Source organism: Variovorax sp. Sphag1AA, assembly GCF_014192575.1.
Lineage (GTDB): Bacteria > Pseudomonadota > Gammaproteobacteria > Burkholderiales > Burkholderiaceae_C > Variovorax.
On the sequence record NZ_JACHYC010000007.1, the window covers coordinates 306,960 to 329,671 of the forward strand.

23 protein-coding genes and 1 pseudogene are annotated in these 22,712 nt (G+C 62.7%); 17 read left to right on the forward strand and 7 right to left on the reverse strand.

The window, feature by feature from the left end:
* Nucleotides 1-49 precede the first annotated feature (49 nt).
* On the forward strand, nucleotides 50-1,189 hold the full coding sequence (locus FHW64_RS27380) for a CaiB/BaiF CoA-transferase family protein (RefSeq protein ID WP_184531376.1): 1,140 nt from the start codon (nucleotides 50-52) through the stop codon (nucleotides 1,187-1,189).
* Nucleotides 1,190-1,204: 15 nt separating this feature from the next.
* Here the strand turns inward: FHW64_RS27380 and FHW64_RS27385 are convergent, their stop codons facing one another.
* Entirely contained in the window at nucleotides 1,205-2,932 is a 1,728-nt protein-coding gene (locus FHW64_RS27385; protein WP_184531377.1) for a sigma-54-dependent Fis family transcriptional regulator, read from the reverse strand.
* Between the two features lie 161 nt (nucleotides 2,933-3,093).
* On the opposite strand from FHW64_RS27385, the gene FHW64_RS27390 reads away from it, so the two are divergent.
* From FHW64_RS27390 to FHW64_RS27460, 15 genes are all read left to right on the forward strand, one after another.
* Nucleotides 3,094-4,338, forward strand: coding sequence for a CaiB/BaiF CoA-transferase family protein (locus tag FHW64_RS27390; protein ID WP_184531378.1), 1,245 nt, complete (start codon nucleotides 3,094-3,096; stop codon nucleotides 4,336-4,338).
* A gap of 12 nt (nucleotides 4,339-4,350) precedes the next feature.
* Nucleotides 4,351-5,130 carry an enoyl-CoA hydratase-related protein gene (locus FHW64_RS27395; protein WP_184531379.1) on the forward strand — a complete coding sequence of 260 codons (780 nt, stop codon included), beginning with the start codon at nucleotides 4,351-4,353 and terminating at the stop codon, nucleotides 5,128-5,130.
* Between the two features lie 25 nt (nucleotides 5,131-5,155).
* On the forward strand, nucleotides 5,156-6,835 hold the full coding sequence (locus FHW64_RS27400; protein ID WP_184531380.1) for a class I adenylate-forming enzyme family protein: 1,680 nt from the start codon (nucleotides 5,156-5,158) through the stop codon (nucleotides 6,833-6,835).
* Nucleotides 6,832-7,596, forward strand: coding sequence for an enoyl-CoA hydratase/isomerase family protein (locus FHW64_RS27405; protein WP_184531381.1), 765 nt, complete (start codon nucleotides 6,832-6,834; stop codon nucleotides 7,594-7,596). The genes FHW64_RS27400 and FHW64_RS27405 overlap by 4 nt, the downstream gene beginning before the upstream one ends.
* Nucleotides 7,562-8,338, forward strand: coding sequence for an SDR family NAD(P)-dependent oxidoreductase (locus tag FHW64_RS27410; protein WP_260306393.1), 777 nt, complete (start codon nucleotides 7,562-7,564; stop codon nucleotides 8,336-8,338). Before FHW64_RS27405 ends, FHW64_RS27410 begins: the two co-directional genes overlap by 35 nt.
* The gene (locus tag FHW64_RS27415; RefSeq protein ID WP_260306394.1) at nucleotides 8,241-9,509 is read left to right on the forward strand and encodes an acyl-CoA dehydrogenase family protein; all 1,269 of its coding nucleotides are present in this window, start codon (nucleotides 8,241-8,243) and stop codon (nucleotides 9,507-9,509) included. Before FHW64_RS27410 ends, FHW64_RS27415 begins: the two co-directional genes overlap by 98 nt.
* A gap of 19 nt (nucleotides 9,510-9,528) precedes the next feature.
* Nucleotides 9,529-10,404, forward strand: coding sequence for a 3-hydroxyacyl-CoA dehydrogenase family protein (locus FHW64_RS27420; protein ID WP_184531382.1), 876 nt, complete (start codon nucleotides 9,529-9,531; stop codon nucleotides 10,402-10,404).
* Nucleotides 10,376-11,056: a 3-hydroxyacyl-CoA dehydrogenase family protein gene (locus FHW64_RS27425; protein ID WP_260306396.1), complete on the forward strand. Its 681-nt coding sequence runs from the start codon at nucleotides 10,376-10,378 to the stop codon at nucleotides 11,054-11,056. The genes FHW64_RS27420 and FHW64_RS27425 overlap by 29 nt, the downstream gene beginning before the upstream one ends.
* 21 nt (nucleotides 11,057-11,077) lie before the next feature.
* Nucleotides 11,078-11,827, forward strand: coding sequence for an electron transfer flavoprotein subunit beta/FixA family protein (locus FHW64_RS27430; protein WP_184531529.1), 750 nt, complete (start codon nucleotides 11,078-11,080; stop codon nucleotides 11,825-11,827).
* Between the two features lie 11 nt (nucleotides 11,828-11,838).
* Nucleotides 11,839-12,774, forward strand: coding sequence for an electron transfer flavoprotein subunit alpha/FixB family protein (locus FHW64_RS27435; protein ID WP_184531383.1), 936 nt, complete (start codon nucleotides 11,839-11,841; stop codon nucleotides 12,772-12,774).
* A gap of 229 nt (nucleotides 12,775-13,003) precedes the next feature.
* Nucleotides 13,004-13,444, forward strand: a complete 441-nt coding sequence (locus FHW64_RS27440) for a Zn-ribbon domain-containing OB-fold protein (protein WP_260306397.1) — start codon at nucleotides 13,004-13,006, stop codon at nucleotides 13,442-13,444.
* 16 nt (nucleotides 13,445-13,460) lie between these two features.
* Nucleotides 13,461-14,639, forward strand: a complete 1,179-nt coding sequence (locus tag FHW64_RS27445; protein WP_184531384.1) for a thiolase C-terminal domain-containing protein — start codon at nucleotides 13,461-13,463, stop codon at nucleotides 14,637-14,639.
* Nucleotides 14,640-14,667: 28 nt separating this feature from the next.
* Nucleotides 14,668-15,138: a MaoC/PaaZ C-terminal domain-containing protein gene (locus FHW64_RS27450; protein ID WP_184531385.1), complete on the forward strand. Its 471-nt coding sequence runs from the start codon at nucleotides 14,668-14,670 to the stop codon at nucleotides 15,136-15,138.
* Nucleotides 15,139-15,274: 136 nt separating this feature from the next.
* On the forward strand, nucleotides 15,275-15,709 hold the full coding sequence (locus FHW64_RS27455) for a DUF2889 domain-containing protein (RefSeq protein ID WP_184531386.1): 435 nt from the start codon (nucleotides 15,275-15,277) through the stop codon (nucleotides 15,707-15,709).
* Nucleotides 15,710-16,021: 312 nt separating this feature from the next.
* Nucleotides 16,022-16,888, forward strand: coding sequence for an NUDIX hydrolase (locus FHW64_RS27460; protein WP_184531387.1), 867 nt, complete (start codon nucleotides 16,022-16,024; stop codon nucleotides 16,886-16,888).
* A 65-nt stretch (nucleotides 16,889-16,953) separates the two neighbouring features.
* Here the strand turns inward: FHW64_RS27460 and FHW64_RS27465 are convergent, their stop codons facing one another.
* From FHW64_RS27465 to FHW64_RS27485, 6 genes and pseudogenes are all read right to left on the reverse strand, one after another.
* Nucleotides 16,954-17,691, reverse strand: coding sequence for a carboxymuconolactone decarboxylase family protein (locus FHW64_RS27465; RefSeq protein ID WP_184531388.1), 738 nt, complete (start codon nucleotides 17,689-17,691; stop codon nucleotides 16,954-16,956).
* 14 nt (nucleotides 17,692-17,705) lie between these two features.
* Entirely contained in the window at nucleotides 17,706-18,104 is a 399-nt protein-coding gene (locus FHW64_RS27470) for a cupin domain-containing protein (RefSeq protein WP_184531531.1), read from the reverse strand.
* Between the two features lie 528 nt (nucleotides 18,105-18,632).
* On the reverse strand, nucleotides 18,633-19,046 hold the full coding sequence (locus FHW64_RS27475) for a cupin domain-containing protein (protein WP_184531389.1): 414 nt from the start codon (nucleotides 19,044-19,046) through the stop codon (nucleotides 18,633-18,635).
* A 150-nt stretch (nucleotides 19,047-19,196) separates the two neighbouring features.
* Nucleotides 19,197-19,382, reverse strand: a complete 186-nt coding sequence (locus FHW64_RS34535; RefSeq protein WP_260306399.1) for a thiolase C-terminal domain-containing protein — start codon at nucleotides 19,380-19,382, stop codon at nucleotides 19,197-19,199.
* Between the two features lie 61 nt (nucleotides 19,383-19,443).
* A pseudogene (locus FHW64_RS34915) lies at nucleotides 19,444-19,623 on the reverse strand (thiolase C-terminal domain-containing protein); the annotation flags it as partial.
* Nucleotides 19,624-20,100: 477 nt separating this feature from the next.
* Nucleotides 20,101-21,273, reverse strand: a complete 1,173-nt coding sequence (locus tag FHW64_RS27485; RefSeq protein ID WP_184531390.1) for a CaiB/BaiF CoA-transferase family protein — start codon at nucleotides 21,271-21,273, stop codon at nucleotides 20,101-20,103.
* A 146-nt stretch (nucleotides 21,274-21,419) separates the two neighbouring features.
* Between FHW64_RS27485 and FHW64_RS27490 the strand changes: the two genes are divergently transcribed.
* Entirely contained in the window at nucleotides 21,420-22,697 is a 1,278-nt protein-coding gene (locus FHW64_RS27490) for a CaiB/BaiF CoA-transferase family protein (RefSeq protein ID WP_184531391.1), read from the forward strand.
* The last annotated feature ends 15 nt before the right edge of the window (nucleotides 22,698-22,712 follow it).

Consider the following 22,712-nt stretch of genomic DNA (forward strand, 5'->3'; position numbering starts at 1 on the left):
GGGAAGCCGAAGACGATTTGGGTGGCATATCGCTTGCACCTTCGCCTTGATGAATACGAAGATCTCTTCGGCGCAGGGTGCGCCTTTGGCTGGGGTCCGTGTGGTGGATTTCAGTACTCTGCTGCCCGGACCCATGTGCAGCCTTCTCCTGGCAAATGCGGGCGCCGAAGTGCTGAAGATCGAGCGGCCCGGCCGGGGAGATGAGATGCGCTCATATGTTCCGAAGTTCGGCAGCGGGAGCGTCAACTTCGCGTTGTTGAATCAGGGAAAGCGATCTGTAGCGCTGGATCTGAAGGAGCCGACTGCGGTGCAGCAGGCCGTCGCCCTCGTGCGTCAGGCCGACGTGCTAATCGAGCAATTCCGCCCCGGTGTCATGGACCGGCTGGGGCTCGGCTATGAGGCGATGCGGGCCATCAATCCAAGCCTTGTGTACTGCGCGATCACGGGGTGGGGCCAATATGGACAGCTTGCCGGCATGGCGGCGCATGACCTCAACTATCAAGCAGAAACAGGCCTCATGGGTCTGACCGTCGGGTCGGACGGAGCACCGGGCCTTCCGAACGTATTGGTGGCGGACCTTGTCGGTGGCGCCTATCCGGCCATGATGAATATCCTGCTCGCCCTTCGAGCGCGAGAGGGCAGTGGACAGGGGTGTTTCATCGATATCGCGATGGCGGACAACCTGTTCCCACTGGTGTATTGGGGACTTGGCAACGGGTTCGCGGCGGGGAAATGGCCCATCCCGGGCGGCGATCTCGTCACTGGCGGGACGCCGCGGTACCAGGTCTACCGAACCAACGACGGCCGCTACCTGGCCGCAGCTCCGCTGGAGCAGAAGTTCTGGGAAAACTTCCTTCGCGTGCTCGAGGCACCGCATCTCCTCGATGACGCCGCGGATCCAGGTGGGATACGGGAGGCCGTTGCCGCAATCATTGCCACACGCTCCGCGAACGAATGGCTGGAACGCTTTGATGGCGTCGACGCGTGTGTCTCTGTCGTGAAGTCCCTGGAGGAAGCGGTGGAGTCGCCGCACTTTCAGCAACGCGGGCTGTTTCGGGAACGCATCGCGAGCGACGACGGTTCCCAGATGCCTTCGCTACCGCTGCCCATCACCCGTTGCCTCCGACACCACGCCGGAGACCGCGCGCCAGACCTGGGAGAAGCCAATCCTGACGCGCTGCAATCCTAGAGGTCGATGGCGGTCTCAAGCCTCGGACTCTGTGCCGAGACCGATCTGCGCAAGGCGCTTGTACAGGTAAGAGCGCGAAATTCCCAACTCAGTAGCCACGCGCTTCTTGTTGCCGTTGAACTTGGCCATCGCTTGCCGGATGAGTTGCTCCTCCACCTGTTCGACCGCACTGCTCACACGCATCGGCTGACGCGGCGCGCCGGGCGCCGCAGAAGGGGAGGCGCTTTGCGCAGGCGCAGCCACTAGCTGAGAGGATTCTTCCGGCCCCGTGTCAATCATGCCGAAGTCACTGGGCTCGATGACCTCTGAGTCGCTGAAGATCGCCGCGCGCTCTACGGTGTGCATCAGTTGGCGTACATTGCCGGGCCAGCGCTGGGATTGCAGGAACGCAATGGCGGTGTCGGAGACCCTTTTTGCACGCTGGCCGTGCCGTTCAGCGAATTGATTCAGCGCCAGTTCCACGAGCATCGGAATGTCCTCGAGGCGCTCCCGAAGAGATGGGAGGCGAATGGTGACGCCGCCAATCCGATAGAAGAGGTCAAGGCGGAATGTGCCATCCGCAATCATCGCCTCGAAGTTGCGGTTGCTCGCACTGATGAGGCGGAAGTTCGAGCGTCGCACTTCGTTGCCCCCTACGCGCTGGAAAGTGCCGTCCTGCAAAACTCGAAGCAACTTGACCTGGACGTCTGCCGGCATATCGCCTGCTTCGTCGAAGAAAAGGCTGCCACCATCGGCCTGCTCAATCTTTCCCTTACGCCCCTTGCGCTCGGCACCGGTGAAGGAGCCCGCCTCGTAGCCAAAGAGCTCGCTTTCGACCAGTGTGGCCGGCAAGGCCGCGGCGTTCACCATCACCATCGTGCCGTCGCGTCTGGGGCTGAGTTTGTGAATCGCGTGAGCGGCCAGTTCCTTGCCGGTACCACTCTCGCCCGTGAGGAGGACCGGTACGTCGAGCGGCGCCACCTTCACGATCTGTTGCTTCAGCCGCTGCATGGCCTGACTGTCACCGACCATCTGGTCCAAACCGTAGCTTCGGTTGCGAAGGTCGTTGAGTTCCCGGCGGTAGTAGGCGACCTCGGATTTCAGTTTGGAAACCTCGTTGGACAGCGCTTGGAGTTGCTCCGGGCCCTTGAACATGATCTGCCCGATGGCGCCGACCAATTCGCCCCGTGTGTTGCGAATCGGATGACGGGCTACGACGCGTGTGATTCCGCGCATTTCGTGCAGGAGGCCGATCTCAGCTTTTCCGGTCTCGACCACGTGCTGGAGACGGGAGTTTTCTATGACCTCGGTGGTGTGGCGTCCTATGCCACCGCCGGGTCGCAGCCCGAAGAACCGCTCATGGACGGGGCTCATGTAGCGCACGATGGCATTCTGGTCGACCACCGCCAGCGCTTCGAAGGGATTGGTGAGAAAGTGCGCAAAGATGTCGCCCGCAAAGTCGACCGAGCCCACGAATTCGAATAGCGGATCTCGGCCATCGCGCTCCATGGCGACCAGCACGGTCCCATCAGAGCCGGGAAGGACCACGACAACGATGTGTTGGTCATCTGGTCCGTCGACTGCGAAGAGGCGGCGTTGTCGGCGGCGGGCATCTTGCCACGCTGCCATGATCCGACCCGCCGCCTCCGATTGCTGAGCAATGCCGCTTGCGGCCAGCTGATTGCCGTCTGGCCCGATGACCAGCACGCCGCGCAGATCTTTGAGGGACGCGGCCTTGGCGCTGCTTGTGTCTTGTGTCTCCATTGAGGGCATGATACTTCTGTTGAATTGAGGCCTGTCTTCGGGAAAGACACGAAACCGGTCGCTGACGAGGAATATCCTGCACGGAAGGCCTGGGAAGGCCCTGTTTTCGCCGTTTCGCGCTGCGAAGGCGACGTGGCACACCGCTTGCACAAAGCAATGCAATGTCCACGCCCGAATCCACACTTCCATTTACCGGCCTTCCGCTGCGGTCCGCCCCGGCGCTCGACCTGCTCGCGGGCGTGAAGGTCCTCGATCTCACCTCATCAGTTGCAGGACCCTATGCCGGCCAACTCCTGGCCGACATGGGGGCCACGGTGGTGAAGGTGGAAAAACCCAAGGGCGGCGATGACGCGCGCGCCTGGGGCCCTCCTTTTTTGCATGGGGAGTCGCTCTGGTTCATGAGCGTCAATCGCGGCAAGCAGAGTTTGACTCTCGACATCGCCGTACCTCAAGGCCAGGAAATCTTGAAGCAGCTGGTGGCGCAGTGCGACGTGGTCCTGCTGAACCTGGTGGCGCGCGCGCAGCGCAAGCTGGGTCTGGATGCCGCGTCGCTTCGGCCCCTCAATCCACGGCTCATTCACGTCTCCGTGAGCGGCTTCGGTCTGCAAGGCAGCCGTGCGGATCTGCCGTGCTATGACCTGATCGCAGAGGGCTACTCCAGCGTGATGGACCTCACCGGGGAGCCGGAAAACGGCCCTCAGAAAGTCGGCACGCCGGCTGCTGATCTCCTGGCCGGAAGCGATGCGGCGATGGCCGTGCTGGCGGCGTTGCTCAGGCGCGAGCGCGAAGGAAAGGGCTGCGACATCGACATTTCCATGGTCGAGAGCATGTCGCGCTTCATGACGCCCAAGCTCATGCCCTACCTGGGGTCCGGGGACCTGGCTCGCCGCGCCGGCGGTCGCGATAGCGTGATCGCGATCTATCAAGTTTTCGAAACCGCCGATGGTCCGATGACATTGGGGTTGGGCAATGACGCGATCTGGAAGCGCTTCTGGGAGGCGGTAGGCCGCCCGGAGGTAGCAGCTGAGCCGGAATTCGCGAGCAACGCGCAGCGCCGCGCCAAGCGCGACGACATCGTGAAGGTCATTGCCGAACTTCTGCAGACGCAGCCGCGCGCTCATTGGCTGGCGCTGCTCGCGAAGGCCCGCGTGCCGGCCGGCCCGATCCAGCGAGTCGACGAGGTCGCGCAAGACCCAGCGCTGCACGAGTCCGGATTCATCTACCGCGCCCAAGGCCCGCGCGGGGACATCCCGCAGGTTGGCCTGGGCATCCGCTTCGACGGCCGCACCGAAGGGACCAACGCTCCGCCGCCGAAGCTCGGCGCCCATACCGAACAGATTCTCAGCGCGTGGCTTCAGTGCGATGCCACGCGCATCGAGCAACTCCGAGCCCAACAGATCATTTGAGAGGACGACGCCATGCAGTTCGAAGAAATCACCTACCGTGAAGAAGGCCCCATCGGCATCCTCACGCTCAACCGTCCGCAGGACGGGAACATGTTTACCGAGCGGATGTGCCATGAGATCCGCGATTGCATCAATGAGATCCGACGCGAGACTCGCACGCGTGTGATCGTGCTGACCGGCGCTGGCGACAAGGTCTTCTGCACCGGCGGCAAGAAGGATGGCATGGAGGCCACCACGCTGTACGCAGGCACGCTTCCGACATTGGAGATGTACGAATCGATCGACCGTCTGCAAAAGCCTGTCATCGCGATGGTCAATGGATTCGCGGTGGGCGGCGGCAATGTGCTGCACGTCGTGTGCGACATCACCATCGCCAAGGAGAGCGCCATCTTCCGCCAAGTGGGCCCGATGGTCGGCAGCTTCGACGGTGGCTACGGCACCTGGTATCTGGAAGACCTCATCGGCAAGAAGCGGGCGAAGGAGATGTGGTATCGCAATCCCAAGCTCACCGCGCGCGAGGCGCTCGACTGGGGTCTGGTGAATCACGTCGTGCCGGACGAGCAACTCTGGGAGTTCACCAAGAAGATCGCCCTGGAGATCGCGGACCGCGGGGCCTTTGCCTTGGCCTCGATCAAGGCGTCCTTCAACGCCCGCCATGGCGGTGTATCCGGGCTTTCGCGCATGGCGCACGACCTGCTGCTGCGTGGCTACCTGGAAACCAAGGAGTCGAAGGAACTTGCCGCCTCGTTCGCTGAGCGCCGCAAGCCCGACGCGGACAAGTTCGGCCACTGAAGCGATTGCGAAGGAGGGGACCGCCATGTCACACCTGTTAACTTTGCATGATCCGGCCAGGGCGCGTGAGAACTACATTTCGGGCGTCTGGCAGACCGACACGCTTTACTCGCTCGCTCACCGTCATGCGACCGAGCGCGGCCATGCCTTTTCGGTGCGTGATGGCGCACGCCGGCTGACTTGGAGCGCCTTGGTCGCATGGGTGGACGCGGTGGCCGCGGACCTCCACAGCGCTGGGTTGCAGCGCGGGGATCGGGTGTCGATCTGGCTGCCCAACAGGATCGAGAACGTTGTCATCCTGCTTGCCTGCTCGCGCAACGGCTACGTCTGCAACCCATCCTTGCACCAGAACTACACGGTGGCAGAGGTTGTGACCCTGTTGCAGCGCATCGAATGCCGCGCACTATTCGCGCAGCCCGGCTACGGAGCAGACTCCGCGACCGCGGACATTTTTTCGAAGGCGCTGGAGCTGGGGCATGTGAAACGCGTCTACGCGCTTCCCGCATTGCGCACGCCCGATGCGGAGATGCCCACGGCGGCGTATGCCATGCCGATGCCGGGGGCAATCCAGCATTCAGCCCACGGTCATAGCACCCATCCGGATCAGATCGTCTATCTCGCCTTCACGAGCGGCACGACCGGCGCCCCCAAGGGTGTGATGCACAGCGACAACACGCTACTCGCCAACGGGCGTGCAATGGTGGCGGATTGGGCGCTCAACGAGAAGACGGTCCTTCTCACCCTCAGTCCCATGAGCCACCACATCGGGACGGTGGCTCTGGAGCAGGCTCTCGTCGCGGGCTGCGAACTCGTCATGCACGATCCATCGGCTGGCGTGAAGCCTTACGACTGGATCGAGGAGACGGGTGCCTCCTATGTCATGGGCGTGCCCACCCATGCCATGGACGTGCTTGCCGAGGCGAAGAATCGGGGAGCGACCCGGCTGGGCGCGGTCAAGACCTTCTACATGGCCGGCGCCCCCATTCCCACGGAAACTGCTCGACAGCTATTGTCGCTGGGCGCCAAGCCGCAGAACGTCTACGGCATGACGGAATGTGGCTCGCATCAATATACGAAGCCCGCCGACCCGGTAGAGGTGATCACGGGCACCTGCGGAAAGTCCTGTGTCGGCTACGAAATCCGCCTCTGGAATCCAGAGAACCCGGATACCGAGGTGGCTGTCGGAGAGGTTGGCGAGATAGCGGGCCGCGGAGGCCTCCTGATGCTCGGCTACTTCAACAACCAGTCCGCGACGGAGGGGTCTTTCAATAGCAGTGGCTGGTTCCTCAGTGGCGACCTCGGCCGCCTGGATGAGGCTGGGAATCTCGAGATCGTCGGTCGCAAGAAGGATCTCATCATTCGCGGTGGACACAACATCCATCCGGCGCATATCGAGGAATACGCCCACCGACACCCCGGTGTGAAAAAGGCTGCGGCGTTCGGTGTCGAGGATGAGCGTCTCGGGGAGAAGGTGTGCCTGGCCGTCATCGCGCAAGACGCGGCACCCGGCGCCGACGAGATCCTCGAGCACTTGGCACGTGAAGGGCTCTCCAAGTTCGACATGCCCGAATACTTCGTCGTCGTGCGGGAGTTCCCCCTGACCGCCAGCGGCAAGATTCTCAAGCGGGAACTCATTCAATGGGTCTCCAGTGGACGCCTGCAACCTCAACCGGTGCGCTATCGAGCACCGGCCACAGCGAAATGATCGATCTCTCATATGACGAGGAGTTCGCCGTCCTCACTATCCGGCGGCCACAGGCTCTCAACGCCCTGAGTTTCAATCTGATCGGCCAGATCGGGGATTGCGTCAAGCAGGCAGGCCGTTCCAAGGCGCGCGCCTTGATCATCACCGGCGAGGGCGAGAAAGCTTTCTGTGCGGGTGCTGATATCAGGGAACTGCAGCAGCGCGACCTTGCTGCGCAGCGCGAGGGCGCCGAGCTCGGCCAAGCTGTGTTCGCGCTCCTCGATCGATTGTCGATACCTTCAATCGCCTTGGTGAACGGCTTCGCGTTTGGTGGTGGTTGCGAATTGGCCTTGGCGTGCACTCTGCGCATCGCACTGCCCAATGCGAAATTCGGCCTTCCGGAAGTCAAGCTTGGACTGATTCCCGGCTATGGAGGAACCCAGCGTCTGCCACGACTGGTCGGCCAGGGCCGCGCGCTCGAGATGGTGATGACAGGCCGCATCGTCAATGCCGAAGAGGCCTTCGCCATCGGACTTGTGAATCGCATCGTCCAACCACCCGGCTTGGCGGCGGCCAAGGCATATGCGCGCGAGTTCAGCGGCCACGGCTTGCGTGCGCTGCAGTTCGCCCGTGAGGCTGTGCTGCGTGCGGTGGATCTTCCGCTGCACGAAGGATTGCGGGTCGAAGCCGATCTCTCGACCCTGGCCTATCGCACGCGCGACGCGGAGGAAGGCATGCAGGCCTTCGTTGAAAAACGCAAAGCGGAGTTCCGAGATGAGTAAACGTGAATGCATCGTGGTCACGGGCGCAAGCCGTGGCATTGGCGCCGCGATCGCCGCGGCACTTGCGCAGCAAGGCCGGTATGTGGCTTGTCTTTCGCGCTCCGGGGCGCTTCCCTCGGCGGCGGGCATGTCGGCCAATGTGATCGAACACTGGATTCCAGTGCGCGCTGATGTAACCAACCCTGCGGCACTGGCCTCTGCGTTTCACAAGCTCGGGGACGAAGGATGGAGCATCAAGGGGCTGGTCAATAACGCGGGTGTGCACATCGACGCCGCCTCCGCCGATATGACGCTTCCTCAGTGGCAGCAAGTCATGGATACGAACGCGACTTCAGTGGTCACGGCCTGTCAAGCCGCCTATCCGCATCTGGTCGCAGCTGGGGGAGGAATGATCGTCAACATCGGCTCCTTCTTCGACAAGCTCGGGGTCAAGCGCAATCTTGCCTACTGCGCAAGCAAGGCTGCGGTCGGTGCGATCACGCGCGTGCTCGCCGTTGAGTGGGCAACGAAGGGAATCCGGGTGATGGATGTGGCCCCAGGTTACATCGTGACTGACCTCAATGCCGATGCAATGGCGGCTGGCGGACCGCTTCGCGCCTACCTGGACAAACGCATCCCCGGCCGTGAACCGGGCACGGCCGCCGATGTCGGCGCGCTGGTTGCCTCTCTCTTTACTCCCGCAGGTGGCTTCCTCACCGGCGAGACCATCTACATCGACGGCGGCCAAGGCATCGCCCATTGAAGCCATGAACATTCTTGAAAAGCTGGACTTTCGCCTCGCGCTCTCAGACGAGGAAGCGATGCTGTTGGAGAGCGTGCAATCGCTCTGCCGAGAGCAGATCGCACCCCGCGCCGAGCACTACGATCGCAGTGCGGAATTCCCATGGGAGCACGTCAGAGCCATCAACGAACTGGGGCTCAACGCGATGTTCATCCCCGAGGCCTACGGTGGCGCGCAACTTTCGTACACCGCGTATCTCGCATGCGTGCGCGAGATCAGCAAGGCTTGCGCGGCCACCGGGATCATATGGGCGACCAACTACCACGGGATGAAGCCTCTGATCGATTGGGGCACCGAGGAGCAGAAGCAACGACTGCTGCCCCGGATTGCTCAGGGTGGGTTGGGGGCACTGGCTATCACCGAGCCCGGCGCGGGATCGGACGCCACAGGGATGCGAACGACTTTCCGCGAGGAGGGCAACGAGATCGTCATCAATGGAGGGAAGACCTTCATCACCAATGGCGACGTTGCCGACCTGTATCTGCTGTTCGGCAAGTGGGAAGGCATCCCCGGCGCCAAGGAGAGCATCTCGGTGCTGATCCTGGAGAAGGGCACGCCGGGGCTTTCGGTGGTCCGCCTCGAGGACAAGATGGGAACGCGCGCTTCTAGCACCGCGACTCTCGCCTTTGACAACTGTCGCGTGCCGCGGGCGAACCTGATCGGCAATCCCGGCGACGGTCTCAAGATCCTCTTCGCGTCGCTCAACAAATCGCGTCCGAGCGTCGCAGCGCACGCTCTCGGTATCGCCCGCGGAGCCTTCGAAGACTCCCTTTCGTACATCAATGAGCGCAAGCAGTCCGGCAAGAAGATCATCGAGTTCCAGGGCATCCAGTTCATGTTGGCCGATCTGGCGTCTGAGTTGGTCCTTGTTGAGAACTGGTTGTGGCAGGTCGGCGGTTGGGTCGACGCAGGCGCCAAGGACTTTGGCATCGAGGCGTCGGTCCTGAAGATGAGGGCGACCGACCTCGCAATGCGCATAACCACAGACGCGGTGCAGTTTCACGGGGGATACGGCTACTGCAAGGACTTCCGGGTGGAGCGTCTGATGCGTGACGCCAAGATCACCCAGATCTGGGAGGGGACCAATCAGGTCCACCGCCAGTTGATCGGCCGCAGCTTCCTGCAACGCTGAAGGCATTCAAGGAGAAATGATGAGTGAAATCAAGACCATCGGCATCGCCGGCGCGGGCACCATGGGTGCCGGCATCGCGATCGTCTGTGCACGCGCGGGATTTCGCACCCGCGTATTCGATCTGAGGCAGGATGCGCTGGACCGCGCACGCAACCAGACGGAAGGGTTCCTTCGCAAGAGCGTGGAACGCGGCAAGCTCGCTGCGGAGAAGCTGCCCGAGATCATGGCCCAGTGGAGTGGCACGACCAGGCTGGAAGACTTCGCCGACTGTGATCTGGTCATCGAGGCGGTGTTCGAAAGCCTGCCGGTCAAGCACGACCTGTTCGGCAAGCTGAACACGATCTGCAAGCCGGAAGCCATCTTCGCAAGCAACACGTCCACGATCAGCATCACGGAAATCGCCGGCGGTTGTGGGCGGCCAGATCGCTTCGTTGGTATGCATTTCTGTCTGCCGGCGCAACTAATGAAGCTGGTAGAGATGTCTCCGGGCCTTTCGACGAGTGAGGAGACCTTTGCCCGCGCGTGGGCTGCGTGCGAGGCGATGGGTCAGAAGCCCGTGAAGACGCAGGACACGCCGGGCTTCGTGCTGAACTACTTCCTCATCCCGTTCAACAACGACGCCATCCGGCTCGTGGAGCAAGGCGTTGCCGAGGCTGCGGATATTGATCTCGCGATCAAAACCGGCATGGGATACGCGATGGGTCCCATGGAATTGCTCGACCTCATCGGGATGGATACCCAGAAGCTGCTCTGTGAAGCGATGCACGGCATCACCAACGAGCCACGCGCCGCGTGCCCGCCTCTGGTGAAACGCATGATCGCTGCAGGCTGGCTCGGAAAGAAGAGCGGCCGCGGCTTTCACAAGTATGCAGACAGCAAGATGTACGGAGCTTGAGGCGATGACCACTTACCGAATCATTCAAGCGGGCGAGAGCCGCTCCTTCCCCGCAGCGCACGCATTCGTCGAGCGCGCCGACGCACAAGGTGCCGCTCGCGTCTTCGTCGGGCAGGGCGCGGGGGCTGCCTTTTCGTCCGCGGGCGAGCTCGGCGCATGCCCGTTCGTGGCCATCGAACTGGGCACGGAGTGCTTGGGGGTACACACTGGCGAAAGCGGTGGGCAGGAAGGGTCCAATGTCGTCGGCTTCGCACGTTTTCGGCTCGGCCATGCGGATCCTTCTTCGCTGGTGGAACTCGTTCGTCAACCGCAGACACGCGATACAGCGATCGCTGCAGCCAAGGCTGCCTTCGAAGCCGCTGGCCTCAAGGTCGCCGTTTGTGGCGACTTTCCCGGGCGCATCGTGGATCGCCTGATTCGTCCCTACCTCAATGCGGCTCTGCGTCGCCTCGACGAGAAGCTCGCGAGCGCCGAGGACATGGACAAAACGTTGTGCCTTGGTCTGGGCTATCCGGAGGGTCCCATTTCGCTGCTTGAGCGCACAGGCTTGTCTGAACACCATGACGTGACACAGGCGCTGTACCAAGCCCTAGGACAGGAACCCTATGCGCCGGCCCGCCGTGCACAGGTCGCCAGAGCGCGCGACCGATAGGCCTGGACGAGCTGAATGACGCTGAAGATACTCGTTCCGGTCAAGCGGGTCGTCGACTACAACGTGAAGGTGCGCGTGAAGAGCGACGGCACCGGTGTGGACATTGCCAACGTCAAGATGAGCATGAACCCCTTCGACGAGATTGCTGTCGAAGAGGCGGTGCGGTTGAAGGAGAAGGGCGTTGCCACCGAGGTGATCGCTGTTTCCTGCGGCGATGCCAAGTGCCAGGAGACGCTGCGCACGGCGATGGCCATTGGCGCCGATCGCGGCATCCTCGTTGAATCGTCCGAAGAGCTTCAGCCGCTGGCCGTCGCCAAGCTGCTCAAGGCGCTGGTGGACAAGGAACAGCCCTCGCTCGTCATCCTCGGCAAGCAGGCCATCGACGACGACAACAACCAGACCGGCCAGATGCTGGCTGCGCTGGCGGATCTGCCGCAGGCCACCTTCGCCAGCAAGGTCGAAGTCGCAGGCGACAAGGTCAGCGTCACCCGCGAAGTGGACGGCGGCCTGGAAACCCTCTCCCTCTCGCTTCCCGCAGTCATCACCAGCGACCTGCGCCTGAACGAGCCGCGCTACGTCACCTTGCCCAACATCATGAAGGCCAAGAAGAAGCAGCTCGATACGGTGACCCCGGCCGACCTGGGCGTGGACGCCGCTCCGCGCCTGAAGACCCTCAAGGTCGCAGAACCGCCCAAGCGCGGCGCCGGCATCAAGGTGCCCGATGTCGCCGCGCTGGTGGACAAGCTGAAGAACGAAGCCAAGGTGATCTGAGGAAGACTGTCATGACCGTACTTGTTATTGCCGAACACGACCACGCCACCCTCAAGCCGGCGACCCTGAACACCGTCACTGCCGCAGCGGCTTGCCAAAGTGGGGATGTTCATATCCTGGTTGCAGGTGCCAATGCAGCAGAAGCCGGCAAGGCGGCTTCCCAGGTGGCAGGCGTTGCCAAGGTGATCGTGGCCGACAGCCCGAGCCTGGCGGAAAACCTTGCCGAGAACGTTGCAGCGCAGGTTCTCGCCATTGCGAAGAACTACAGCCACATCCTGTTCCCGGCCACGGCCAACGGCAAGAACGTGGCTCCGCGCGTGGCTGCCAAGCTGGATGTGGCCCAGATCAGCGACATCACCAAGGTGGACAGTGCCGACACCTTCGAGCGGCCGATCTATGCGGGTAACGCCATTGCCACCGTGCAGAGTGCAGATCCGATCAAGGTGATCACCGTGCGTACGACGGGCTTCGACGCCGCAGCAGCCACCGGCGGCAGCGCCCAGGTGGAAAACGCTGAAGGTGTTGCCGACAGCGGCAAGAGCAGCTTCGTGGGCCGGGAAGTGACCAAGAGCGACCGCCCTGAGCTGACGGCCGCCAAGATCATCGTCTCCGGTGGCCGAGCCCTCGGCAGCGCAGAGAAGTTCAACGAAGTGATGACGCCTCTGGCGGACAAGCTCGGAGCGGCCCTCGGCGCCAGCCGCGCAGCCGTGGACGCGGGCTACGCCCCCAACGACTGGCAGGTGGGTCAGACGGGCAAGATCGTGGCGCCTCAGCTCTACATCGCAGCCGGCATCTCCGGCGCGATCCAGCATCTGGCGGGCATGAAGGACTCCAAGGTCATCGTCGCGATCAACAAGGACGAAGAGGCCCCGATCTTCTCGGTGGCCGACTACGGCCTCGTGGCCGACCTGTTCACGGCCGTGCCGGAACTCGTCAAGGTGCTATGACCATGGCACTTCTGCGCCAATGTCTGCAATCTGTGCGTGCAATGCGTGGCGATGTACTGCCCCCTCCGCTTTCCCAATGCGAAAGCGCTCGACGAACGAGCGCCGCCGCCAGCGCTGCCCTCACCATGGAATTCAGAACAAATGGGGGTCATGGAGAGCCGTTTGACCGCGCGGAGGCAGATTTCCTGCGCCGCAACTTGCTGGCCCAGATCCTGGACGGCCGAGCGAATTGAACCTTCAGATCCGAGACAACAGAATGGAACAAGCCAAACTTCCTTCGCCGATCGCCAACGCCGACTCAAAGCCCTACTGGGAAGCTGCGCGCGAACGTCGGCTCGCAATTCGCAAGTGCAATGCCTGTGGCCAATTGCATTTCATGCCCAGGCACCTGTGTCCCCACTGCTGGTCCGACCAGCTGGAATGGATTGATGCCTCAGGTGCAGGTAGCGTGCACAGCTTCACGATCATCCGCCGCGCCTCGGACCCGGCCTTTGCGCCCTTGGTTCCCTACGCGGTCGCGCTTATCGACCTTGAGGAAGGTCCCCGAATGATGGCCAATGTAGTGGGTGCGGATGCGCTCGAAGTGAAGATCGGCGACCGGGTTCGAGTGACCTTCGAGGAACGGTCCGGAGGCGCCATGGTGCCGCAGTTCACGCGCGTGACGGAGTGACAGAGGAAGAACGAAAATGAAGACACCCGCATCCCTGAAGAACAAGGTGGCAATCGTTGGAGTCGGTGAGTCCGACATCGGCAAAGTTCCCAACATGACGGGCCTCGGTCTCAATGCACAGGCGGCCAAGCGCGCGTTGGACGAATCGGGTCTTGAAGTCTCGGACATCGACGGCGTGCTCACCGCCTATTCATTCACCGAACCCTACTTCATGCTCGGTTCAGTGCTATGCGAATACCTCGGCGTCAAGCCGCGTTTTAACGCATCGGTCGTCTCCGGCGGTGCCAGTCCTGCGGTCATGCTTAAGCACGCGGCGGAAGCGATCGTCTCCGGACAGGCCGAGACGATCTTGGTGTGCGCAGGGGAGAACCGCGCCACGGGGCTCACGCGCGACGCTGCACTTTCCGCACTGCTCGCGGTAGGCCATCCGTATTTCGAACAGCCCTATGGCGGATCCATTCCTGGCTACTACGCGATGATTGCGCAGCGCCATATGCACGTCTACGGCACAAAGCGGGAGCAACTTGCGCATGTGGCAGTTAACACGCGGGCTCACGCGCTGCTTCATCCAAATGCCCAGATGAAGAAGCCGCTGGCGCTTCAGGAGGTGCTGGATGCAAAGGCCATCGCCGACCCTTTGGGCATGCTGGATTGCTGCCTGATTTCCGACGCCGGTGGGGCCTTCATCGTCACCTCGGCAGAGAGGGCGCGCGACCTGAAGGCGAAGCCCGTGTACCTGCAGGGCATCGGTGAGTACCACACGCACGAACATCTGATGTGCGCGCCGAGCCTGACCGAGTTCGGCGCGACGGAGTCGGGTCGCACCGCCTATCAGATGGCGGGGCTGGGTCCCCAGGACATCGACGTGGCGGAGCTCTACGACTGCTTCACGATCGTCCCCATCATTGAGCTTGAGGAACTGGGCTTCTGCAAGCCGGGCGAGGGCGGCGCTTTTTTCGCCGAGGGCAACGCTCGGATCGGCGGCAAACTGCCCGTCAACACCCATGGTGGCATGCTGTCGCATGCCCATGCAGGTGCCGCCGGCGGCCTGTTCGGCATTGTCGAGGCCGTGCGCCAGCTTCGTGGCGGCCTAGGCGAGCGACAAGTGCAGGGCGCCGAAGTGGCGCTTGTGCACAACGAGGGGGGGATTCTCTCGTCGCATTGCACGCTCATTCTGGCGAACGACAAGGGCTGAGCGCCAAAGCTAAGAAAAGGACCACATCATGACTTTCAACGCCGAGCCGCGAGGCCGCTACTTCGATGACTTTGAGATCGGGCAGGAGATCGTCACTCCTGCGCGCACCGTCACTTCCACCGATATCGTCAACTTTGCGTGCTTGACCGGGGATTTCAACGAAGTCCACACCAATTTCGAGTACTGCAAGACGACGCCCTTCGGTGAGCCGATCGCGCATGGTCCGTTGATCTACGGAATCATGGGTGGCTTGGCGTACGCAAGTGGGGTCAACGACGGCACTCTGATCGGCCTCCTGGGCATCGATCAGTGGCGGATGCTTGGGCCCGTAAAGCATGGCGACACCATCCGTATGGTGCAGAAGGTGGTGGAGAAAAAGGAAACCAGCAAGCCTGACCGCGGGGTGATCACCTTTCTTCGACAGTGCGTGAAGCAGGACGGGTCGGTGGTCCAGGAGATGAAGGCCACCCTCATGTATAAGCGTCGTCCGCAGCTGTAAACGGTGGCGTGCCGAGTGCTTTGCTGAGCGAAAAAAAGTCGGCCTCATTGAGGATAGATCTGGGGCTCGATCAGGCCGAAGTGCACACTTTAGATGGCTCCAGCGATCAATATGAATTGGGGGCGAGGAGTTGCAAATGCCGTTATCTGATCCTGTCTCCCGACGCGGGGTTCATCACCGCATCATCGATATGCAAGCCTTTGCACGGGAGGACGGTCTCTTCGATGTTGAGGCGCACCTCGTGGATACCAAGCCATTCGAGTTCCTCAGACTCAGCTCACCGGACCCCGTACCGGCCGGTCACGCGTTGCACGACCTGTGGATTCGCATGACCGTCACGGGCGACTATACGGTGCGCGCCATCGAGGCGGCCTCCGACGTGACACCGTACGCCATCTGCAAGGAAGCGGAGAACACCTTGTCGGTGCTGGTCGGGGAAAGACTGGTGCGCGGTTGGTCTTCCAAGGTGAAGGAGCGGCTTCGGGGAGCGGCCAGCTGTACCCATCTGATGGAGATGCTGATTCCGCTGGCCACCACAGCGCTGCAAGGCATCCCGGGGGGCGGATCCTGAACGTCTCGACAAGGCGGACGGCCGCGACGCGGAAGCGAAGCTTGACAGCTGCTATGCCTATGGACGCAGCCGGGAGGTTGTCCGAGTGCGCTGGCCGCAGCACTACCAGCCGCCCGTGCAGAAGGCGTCCTGAGTGCCAACCCAAAGCTGCCAACTTGAAGTGCTTGCGTGCAGAGGTGAACACCGTGTTTCATGTTTCCTGCTCCGGCCTACGGACGCGCGCAAACGCGAGTTGTACGATGCCCAAAATGGCATCGAAGCTTGGATTGCGGAAGCAGTAGACATGGATCCGGGACTTGGAAATCTGTCAACATGAACCCAGGCAACGGCACTGCTGAGTCTCCCTTTCCCTCGGCCTCCGTGCTGATTTTGCGCGACGCGCCCGGTGGCCTTGAGGTGTTCCTCCTAAAGCGTCATGGCCTATCGGAAGTGCTGGGAGGAGCCTATGTCTTTCCGGGCGGAAAGGTGGACCTGGATGACGCGCTATTGGCCGACAGACTCGATCAGGCGTCATCGGCGTTGCGTGAAGCGCTGGGGGAGTACGAACTGGACGAGAGCTGTGCCGCCGGGCTGTACGTGGCGGCCATTCGAGAAGCCTACGAAGAAGCGGGTGTTCTGTTTGCAGCCGTCGGGCAGGACCGCGTGAACGAGACGCAGGTTCTGCATCGGGCCGCAGCCGGTTCTTTCCGTGCGGCAACGGAAGGCCTGGGTACCCCATTGGCGGCGACGAGCCTGCTTCCATGGTCGCGTTGGGTGACACCGCGGAACAGCGTCCGAGCTCGCAAGCACTTCGATGCGCGCTTCTTCGTGGCCGCAGCGCCCCTTGGCCAGAAACCGGTGCATGACCGTCATGAGACTACCGAAAGTGTCTGGCTCGCGCCTTCCGCGGCCTTGCGTGAATTCTGGGAAGGTCGCATCGAACTTGCGCCTCCGCAGATCATGACTCTCGCCCAAATTGCGAGATTTTCGACCGTTGAGGATGTGCTCGCTCATGCGCGCAGTCACAAGCCGCCACGCATCCAGCCGGAGGCATTTCAGGAAGCCGGTGTGAACATGGTGTGCTACCCGGGCGACCCTCGTCACTCCGTGCCGGATCGTCTTCTACCGGGACCCACTCGCCTTTGCTGGCGCAACGATCGCTATGAGCCTGAGGGAGGCCTGGAATCTTTGCTTGCCTGAGGATCGCTCGTTGGCCGCGCAGCTGCGGATGGCGGCTCGCCGCGGCGCGCTGATCCTGATCCGTACTAAGGCTTCTTCTGCAGCGCCTCCTGCACGCGGGCGCTGGCGTCGTGTCCGACCTTTTCTGCCAGGATGCCGCCTACCTGCCGCAACTGGGCCTCGGTGAGGCCGACGTTCAGACTGATTCGGATGTGCGCAAGGAGCTGTGGCTCCACACCTGTCATGGCGGCAAGAGCACCGACGGTGGCAAGCTCGCGACTTTGCCAGTCCAGATTGTCCCTTGCGAAGATGTCGCCGAACAGGTGTGTCTTCAGGTACTCATCGATGGCGGGAGCAAATTTGAACAGTGGTCCGCGCACCGGTGCACCGGCAAGCTTAGTCTGGTTCGCCGTTCCGAGTTCCAGGATGTTGCTGCCTGGGGGCAGGGCGGTAGGCGCACGGCCGGCCGGATCCTTGATGCCACGCTGCTCCCGGTCTCTGAGTACCTTCATCAGTTCAGACAGGGCGTTGAGGCTGCGGGGAAAACCGGAATAGGCGTACAGCTGTACGAGGACTTCCCTGCATTCGCTCACGGTCAGTCCTGCATCAAGGCCCTGGTTGAGCGCTGAATTCAGCTTCCCGAGATCGCCGACGGCCGCAAAGGCGGCGATTGGAATGATCGCTTGCCGTGAGGCAGGCAGGAGGGAATGTTGCGTCACGGAAGATCTCTCCTGGACGGAGGTAGAAGTTTGCGCCAGGCCATGGGCTATTGGCACTAGTGTGCATGCAGCGGCGAGCAGAAAGGTAGGGATGATGTTCTTCATGGTCCTGCCCTGGTTCAGTTCCCGTTGTATTGCGCGTCCGTGACTGGTTCGAGCCACGTTACGACGGAGCCGTCGAGTGCTTCCTGGATCGCGTAGTGCGTCATGCCAGTAGTCGCGGTTGCTCCATGCCAGTGCTTCACACCGGGCGGCGTCCAGATCACGTCACCCGGCTTGATTTCTTGTCTGGCCGCTCCCTCCTGCTGTACCCATCCGGATCCCGAAGTGACGACGAGTGTCTGGCCGAGCGGATGCGTGTGCCATGCCGAACGAGCGCCGGGGTCGAATGTGACCTGGCCAGCAGAGACGCGAGATGGCGCCCGAGCCGGGAACACCGGATCGACGCGTGCACGTCCGGTGAAGTACTGCGGCGAGCCTTGCGAAGAGGCTTGGGAACCGGCGCGGGTGATGATCATGGTCTGAGAACCGGTCCCGGCCGCAGGCTGGGTCAGCGTCTGGGCGTGACTCGGGTCGCTGGTGACCAGCAAGCCCAGAACAACAGGGGCGAAACGGGCGAACAAGCTGTGTGTCATTGGGTTCCTTGAATTTCAGATGAAGAGTGCGGATCTCGACCTGGCCAACGCAGGAGCCAGGAGACTGCGGAGTAGCGCTCGAGGTCGCCCAAAGTGCGCGTGTCCGGCCAGGTCGAACGGGAAGCGGACAGCAGTACACCAGTTGGCGACCCCAACGGCATTCGTTTCTCAGCGCATCTGCGCAGCTACGGGGAACCGACCGTCAAACCATCTTCTTTGTGTGTGCTTGGGCGTTACCGGCCGATGGTTCAAATCTACCTAGTCGCGCGCGGTGGCACTAGACGGCAACATTTGCAAAGCCTGTTGAACCTGTTTCATGAATGCGACGTCATAAAGCGTCCACGACTACCCGCAAGTAGCGCGATCACTCGAACGGGGCGCAAAGCGCGCAGTGATTCCTCGAAAACCTCGTCAGGTTGCTGCAGGAGGCCCCGCGAGATACACAGCGTCGCTTACTTTTTCCATCCACTCGACGTTCTTGCCGTCAAGCGCTTCTTGAATGGCGATGTGGGTCATCGCGGTCGTTGGTGTAGCGCCGTGCCAGTGACGGTGTCTCGGAGGACACCATATGACGTCACCTGGGCGAATCTCAACGATGGGTTCGCCTTCGCACTGCGTCCAGCCGCATCCGGCTGTCACGATCAAGGTCTGTCCAAGCGGATGGGTGTGCCACGCAGTGCGCGCCCCCGGCTCGAACGTGACGCTCGCACACGAAACGCTGGCCGGTTCGGGCGGCGCGTTCAAAGGATCGATTCGGACCTGGCCGGTGAAATAACTGGGGGCATCTTGCATCGAAGGCTGCGAGCCTGCGCGTTTGAGCAACATGGCGGATCTCGTGAAGTCGTCGAGGTGATCGTGCGAGCAGGCGTGACGAACTCGCTGCCCACCTCGAAATCCTCGTAGTAGCGGCCGCGCGGCGGGGGCTCAATGGTCATGACGTTTCCTTTGCGTCTCTTCGTTCAGGGGGTGGGGGCTTCAGCCTCTGGCGTTGGCCAGGATCACGGTGCAGTGCGACGACAGGATGCCGCCCTCGTTGTGCACGATGGCGACCTCTGCGTCCTTGACCTGGCGCTCGCCGAGCCCGCCACGCAGTTGGCGCACCGCTTCCACGATGCCGAACAGGCCGCCTGCCGCACCCGCATGCGCGTGCGCGTGGGACACGCATGCCGCCGTGGGTGTTGACCGGCAACCTGCCGCCGATACGTGCATGGCCCTCTGCGAAGAATGCTCCGCCTTCGCCGGGCTTGCAGAAGCCGAGTTCCTCCAATTCAATGATCGGCACGATCGTGAAACAGTCGTACAACTCGGCGACATCGATATCTTGTGGACCGAGTCCGGCCATCTGGTCGGCGATGCGACCCGATTCGATGGCGCCGAACTCGGTCAGGCTCGGCGCGCACATCAGATGCTCGTGCGTGTGGAACTCGCCGATGCCCTGCAGGTAAACAGGCTTTGAGGTCCGCGGCGCGTTCAGTGCTGGTCACGATGAAGGCGCCGCCGGCATCCGAGATCAGACAGCAGTCGAGCATTCCCACGGGATCGGCGATCGGCTTCGCCTCGAGCACCTCCTGCAGCCACAGCGGCTTCTTCATGTGCGCATTGGGATGCAACAGCGCGTGGGCGCGCGTGTTGACCGCGACCTGGGCCATCTGCTCGCGGGTCGTACCATGCACGTGCACGTGCATGTGACGATTGACGATCATCGCGTAGAAGCTCGGTATCGATGCGCCGTACGGCTGTTCATAGTAGGGATGCCCCACCGCCATGAGGGCGGCCACGGCGGCGTCCCGGCTCTGCCTGGTCGCCCGGTTCTCGCCTGCACACACCAGGATCTTTTCAGCCTGACCGGTGGCGATGGCTTCTGCAGCATGCTTGAGCATCACCGCGGGACTGGCACCGCCGCAGATGGAAGGCCCGCGCTCGCCTCCCCGAGCGCGGGAAAGCCGCGCGCCGGTTCCGCCTGCCGAACGCTCCGTGCGAGTGGCAGCGGCAATGCCGGAATCTCGGTGCCGTCCGCAGCCGCCAGCCGACCGGCGAACACGCCGCGGTCTCGAAACTGCGGCGCCTCCACCGCCTCCTGCAGCGACTTCACGACCGAGACGCACGCATCGACCCCCTGGAAGCGCCTCGTCCACTCCTCGGCCGTCCGAGTGGCGACGATGGCTGCAACCGCCGAGCGCACTCCGGCCGGATCCGAGCCGTCGGCGTGCAGGTGAGGCGCTTCGAGTACGCGAATGAAGTTGTTCCAGAACTTCTGCTCGAGCGGCGCGCAGGCCAGAAAGCGACCATCCAGGGTCTTGTAGACCTGGTATCGCGGCGTGCCTCCGGTCACGAGATCGCCACCGGGTGTGGGCCATTCCCCGGCTGCGAAGCCATTGCCCAGACCCCAGTACATGAGAGTGAACAGGTTGTCCGCCATCGCGACATCGATGAACCGACCTTGACCGTCGGCGTCGCGCGCCCTCAGGGCCAGCAGGATGTTCATCATTGCCGGATAGGCGCCGCCGGCGAGATCCGCGACCAGCGCGTTGGGAATCCCCGGCGAACCGTCCGCGCCTGCTGCCAAGCCCAGCAGGCCCGTCTCGGCCTGGTAGTTCAGATCGTGCGCCGCCATGTTCGCGAGCGGCCCTTCCTGTCCCCATCCAGTGATGGCGCAATAAATCAGTCGAGGATTCAACGCCCGCATGTCGGCATATCCGAGGCCCAGGCGCTCCATCACGCCGGGCCTGAACTGCTCGACGACGACGTCCGCAGTACGCACCAGTTCCACTGCCTGCTCGCGTGCAACCGGGTCCTTGAGATCGAGCGCCAACGATCGCTTGCCCTGATTGAGCAGCGCGAAATTCACCGCGTCGTCGCCCAGCTTCGGCGCATAGGAACGCATCTCGTCACCGCTGCCTGGTCGCTCGATCTTGATGACTTCCGCACCGGCTTGCGCCAATAACAGAGTGCACATCGGTCCAGGGAGCAAGGTACTGAAATCGACGACGCGGATGCCCGCCAGGGGAGCCCGGTCCGCACTCGGACCGATCGGTGTGTGTTGCGTGCTCATGCCGACGAAGCCGCAATCTCCATGCCACTGCCGGCATCGCACGACGGTCAGCAGAACTAACCGTGACCGCTAGAAAAGCCAACTCGACTCGCAGCTGCCGCATCCCGAGAATTCGACACCAACCCCGCTCTCTACTCCGAGTAAAAATGCCCACTGCCAGAGCTGCATCACGGCCCCTCGAGGGCATCCAGGTGATCGAACTCGCCCACCTCATCGCCGGGCCCTACTGCGGCCAGATGCTGGCCGACGAGGGTGCCAACGTGATCAAGATCGAGCCGCCGGGCGGCGAACTCACGCGACATCGACCGCCTGCACGTCAGGCCCAGGAAGGCGAGGTGACGGCCTACTACGCCTCGCTCAACCGTGGCAAGAGCAGCGTCGTGCTCGACCTGAAGAATGCCGAAGCGGCCGACATCCTTGACCGTCTTCTCCAGGGCGCTGACGTGTTCGTGACGAACATGCGCAGCTCCGCGCTGGAACGACTCGGCATCCATCCGGACGTACTGCACGCCCGCTATCCGCGTCTCGTGATCGCGTGTATCTCCGGCTTCGGCCTCCAGAATTCCGGCGAGTACGCCGACCGCGCAGGCCTCGCCATGGTGGCCGAAGCCATGGCAGGCGCGACCGGCCTCACGCGCGATCACAAGGGCAACGCCGTATGGTGCGGATTCGCCCTCGGCGACATCATGGCCGCTGTGTCCGCGCATGCGGGCATCCTGCTCGCGCTGCGCAACCAGGAGCGGTACGGCGTCGGCAAGGTCATCGACGTCGGGCTGGTCGAATGCATGCTGCCGATGGTGTCTGTCGCGCTGAGTCGCGCGCAGATCGAAGAGAAGTCCGTGTCGGACTTCGCGGGCTCCAACAATTTCCACGGCGTGCCTTACGGTGCCTTCCCGGCTGCCGACGGCGCGGTCAACATCGGCTGCAACCGCGACGACTTCTGGCGACGGCTCTGTGCGGCGATAGGTCGGCCGGAACTGGCATCCGATCCGCGCTATGCGACCTACAACGATCGCATGCGTCACCAGCACGAGGTGCACGCCATCACGGAGTCCTTCACCCGCGTCCACACCCGCGCCGAGATCACCGCCAGGCTGGTCGAGTTCGACGTGCCGGTGGCCGGCATCCTGAGCATGGAGGAAGTGGTCGACGACCCATATCTTCGGCGGCGTGGCGCGCTGTGCAAAGTCGAGGACGGATTCGGAGGTACCTTCACGCTGCCTGCGAATCCCGCCTGGCTCGACGATGACGACCGCGTGTTGCGCGTGCCCCGGCTGGGCGAGCAGCGCGACGCCGTGCTGGGTCACGCGCTAAGCCTGGACGCCGAGGAGATCGCGAGACTCGAACAGGCCGGCGCGTTCGGCGCTGGCCGGCAGGCCGGCGCGGGCGAATCCAGACAGAAGGACGCTGTGCATTCCGCCTGATACCCGTGCGCAACA

What these genes read in the sequence shown, in the direction of transcription:
- FHW64_RS27380 (WP_184531376.1), top strand. Translation starts at nt 50, where the DNA reads ATGAATACGAAGATCTCTTCGGCGCAGGGTGCGCCTTTGGCTGGGGTC.
- FHW64_RS27385 (WP_184531377.1), bottom strand. Translation starts at nt 2,932, where the DNA reads ATGGAGACACAAGACACAAGCAGCGCCAAGGCCGCGTCCCTCAAAGAT.
- FHW64_RS27390 (WP_184531378.1), top strand. Translation starts at nt 3,094, where the DNA reads ATGTCCACGCCCGAATCCACACTTCCATTTACCGGCCTTCCGCTGCGG.
- FHW64_RS27395 (WP_184531379.1), top strand. Translation starts at nt 4,351, where the DNA reads ATGCAGTTCGAAGAAATCACCTACCGTGAAGAAGGCCCCATCGGCATC.
- FHW64_RS27400 (WP_184531380.1), top strand. Translation starts at nt 5,156, where the DNA reads ATGTCACACCTGTTAACTTTGCATGATCCGGCCAGGGCGCGTGAGAAC.
- FHW64_RS27405 (WP_184531381.1), top strand. Translation starts at nt 6,832, where the DNA reads ATGATCGATCTCTCATATGACGAGGAGTTCGCCGTCCTCACTATCCGG.
- FHW64_RS27415 (WP_260306394.1), top strand. Translation starts at nt 8,241, where the DNA reads ATGTCGGCGCGCTGGTTGCCTCTCTCTTTACTCCCGCAGGTGGCTTCC.
- FHW64_RS27420 (WP_184531382.1), top strand. Translation starts at nt 9,529, where the DNA reads ATGAGTGAAATCAAGACCATCGGCATCGCCGGCGCGGGCACCATGGGT.
- FHW64_RS27425 (WP_260306396.1), top strand. Translation starts at nt 10,376, where the DNA reads ATGCAGACAGCAAGATGTACGGAGCTTGAGGCGATGACCACTTACCGA.
- FHW64_RS27435 (WP_184531383.1), top strand. Translation starts at nt 11,839, where the DNA reads ATGACCGTACTTGTTATTGCCGAACACGACCACGCCACCCTCAAGCCG.
- FHW64_RS27445 (WP_184531384.1), top strand. Translation starts at nt 13,461, where the DNA reads ATGAAGACACCCGCATCCCTGAAGAACAAGGTGGCAATCGTTGGAGTC.
- FHW64_RS27450 (WP_184531385.1), top strand. Translation starts at nt 14,668, where the DNA reads ATGACTTTCAACGCCGAGCCGCGAGGCCGCTACTTCGATGACTTTGAG.
- FHW64_RS27455 (WP_184531386.1), top strand. Translation starts at nt 15,275, where the DNA reads ATGCCGTTATCTGATCCTGTCTCCCGACGCGGGGTTCATCACCGCATC.
- FHW64_RS27460 (WP_184531387.1), top strand. Translation starts at nt 16,022, where the DNA reads ATGAACCCAGGCAACGGCACTGCTGAGTCTCCCTTTCCCTCGGCCTCC.
- FHW64_RS27465 (WP_184531388.1), bottom strand. Translation starts at nt 17,691, where the DNA reads ATGAAGAACATCATCCCTACCTTTCTGCTCGCCGCTGCATGCACACTA.
- FHW64_RS27470 (WP_184531531.1), bottom strand. Translation starts at nt 18,104, where the DNA reads ATGATCATCACCCGCGCCGGTTCCCAAGCCTCTTCGCAAGGCTCGCCG.
- FHW64_RS27475 (WP_184531389.1), bottom strand. Translation starts at nt 19,046, where the DNA reads ATGTTGCTCAAACGCGCAGGCTCGCAGCCTTCGATGCAAGATGCCCCC.
- FHW64_RS27485 (WP_184531390.1), bottom strand. Translation starts at nt 21,273, where the DNA reads ATGAGCACGCAACACACACCGATCGGTCCGAGTGCGGACCGGGCTCCC.
- FHW64_RS27490 (WP_184531391.1), top strand. Translation starts at nt 21,420, where the DNA reads ATGCCCACTGCCAGAGCTGCATCACGGCCCCTCGAGGGCATCCAGGTG.